Origin of the sequence: Limnohabitans sp., assembly GCF_031538885.1 — a bacterium.
In the GTDB taxonomy this organism is placed as follows: Bacteria; Pseudomonadota; Gammaproteobacteria; order Burkholderiales; family Burkholderiaceae_C; genus Limnohabitans.
This window is the reverse complement of the sequence record NZ_JAVKLW010000028.1, coordinates 1-1,629: the sequence shown is the minus strand read 5'-3', so window position 1 is coordinate 1,629 and position 1,629 is coordinate 1. Positions and strand designations below refer to the sequence as shown.

At 57.5% G+C, this 1,629-nt stretch carries 2 protein-coding genes; both read left to right on the top strand.

Going from position 1 to position 1,629, the window contains the following annotated elements; translation table 11 throughout:
* A partial coding sequence (pgk, locus tag RMS03_RS01860; RefSeq protein WP_310625419.1) for a phosphoglycerate kinase occupies window positions 1–412 on the top strand: 412 nt, incomplete at its 5' end.
* Window positions 413–457: 45 nt separating this feature from the next.
* A complete protein-coding gene (gene fba, locus RMS03_RS01855; RefSeq protein WP_310625418.1) occupies window positions 458–1,495 on the top strand; it encodes a class II fructose-bisphosphate aldolase in 1,038 nt (345 codons plus the stop codon).
* Window positions 1,496–1,629: the final 134 nt, after the last annotated feature.

Below are 1,629 nucleotides of genomic sequence, written 5' to 3'. Positions count from 1 at the left end.
CATCCCCACCGACGTGGTGACCGCCAAAACTTTTGCGGCAGATGCCGTGGCCACCGTGAAGAAAGCCACCGAGGTGGCCGACGATGACATGATTTTGGACATCGGCCCAGAGACCGCAGCCAAGCTGGCTGCGCAACTCAAGCAAGCGGGCACGGTTGTGTGGAACGGTCCTGTGGGTGTGTTTGAGTTTGCGGCGTTTGAAAACGGCACCCAAACCATTGCCCACGCCATTGCCGAATCCAGCGCGTTCAGCATTGCAGGCGGTGGCGACACCTTGGCCGCGATTGCCAAGTACGGCATTGAAAAGCAAGTGGGCTATATCTCTACAGGTGGCGGCGCTTTCTTGGAAGTGTTGGAAGGCAAGACCTTGCCTGCGTTTGAAATTTTGATGCGACGCGCTTCAACGGACTGAAGCTGACTGCGCACACCCATTCACAACCAACACAGGAGAATTTTCATGGCCCTGGTTTCATTGCGCCAAGTTTTAGATCACGCCGCCGAGCATGGCTACGGCGTGCCCGCGTTCAACGTGAACAACCTTGAACAAGTTCAAGCCATCATGCAGGCAGCACAAGCCACAGACAGTCCGGTGATTTTGCAAGCCTCTGCGGGTGCGCGTCAGTACGCAGGCGAGGCTTATTTGCGCCACCTCGTGCTGGCCGCCATCGAGACCCACCCCGACTTGCCCGTGGTCTTGCACCAAGACCACGGGGCCTCGCCCGCACAGTGTCAGCAGTCCATTCGCTCTGGTTTTTCCAGTGTGATGATGGATGGGTCGTTGATGGCCGATGCCAAAACGCCAGCCAGCTACGCGTACAACGTGGAAGTCACGCGCCAAGTGTGTGACATGGCCCACGTGGTGGGGGTGTCGGTGGAAGGGGAGTTGGGCTGCTTGGGCTCGCTCGAAACAGGCGAGGCGGGTGAGGAAGATGGCGTGGGCGCCGAAGGCATTTTGAGCCACGACCAAATGCTGACAGACCCTGAGCAGGCCAAGGACTTTGTGGCGCAAACCGGGGTGGATGCCTTGGCGATTGCGATTGGCACCAGCCACGGTGCCTACAAATTCACACGCCCACCCTCGGGCGATATTTTGGCGATTGACCGCATTGCGGCCATCCGTGCGGCGGTGCCCAACACCCATTTGGTGATGCACGGCAGTTCAAGCGTGCCGCAAGAATGGTTGGAGATTATTCGCCAATACGGCGGCAGCATCAAGCAAACCTATGGCGTGCCTGTGGAAGAAATTGTGCGTGGCATCCAAAGCGGTGTTCGAAAAATCAACATCGATACCGACATCCGCCTCGCCATGACAGGTGCCATGCGGCAGTTGTTTGCGCAGCAACCCAGCGAGTTTGACCCACGAAAAGCCCTGAAAGCTGCGCGGCAAGCCGCGCAAGGGATTTGTGAAGCCCGCTTTCACGCCTTTGGGTGTGCGGGCCAGGCTTCCAAAATCAAACCCATCGCGCTAGAGGCGATGGTCAAGCGCTACGCATGAGTGGGATTGACCTTACCCCTGAAAAACGTACTCCTTAGCTGATAGGTAAAAATCAGTTTTAGGAGAGAGAAATGAGCGATTCGATACGACGGGCGCGGTACACACTGGAATTCAAGCTGGAGGCCGTCAGGCTG

Bases quoted from the DNA above. Each gene is read 5' to 3' on its own strand.
- fba (WP_310625418.1), top strand. From the start codon at position 458: ATGGCCCTGGTTTCATTGCGCCAAGTTTTAGATCACGCCGCCGAGCAT.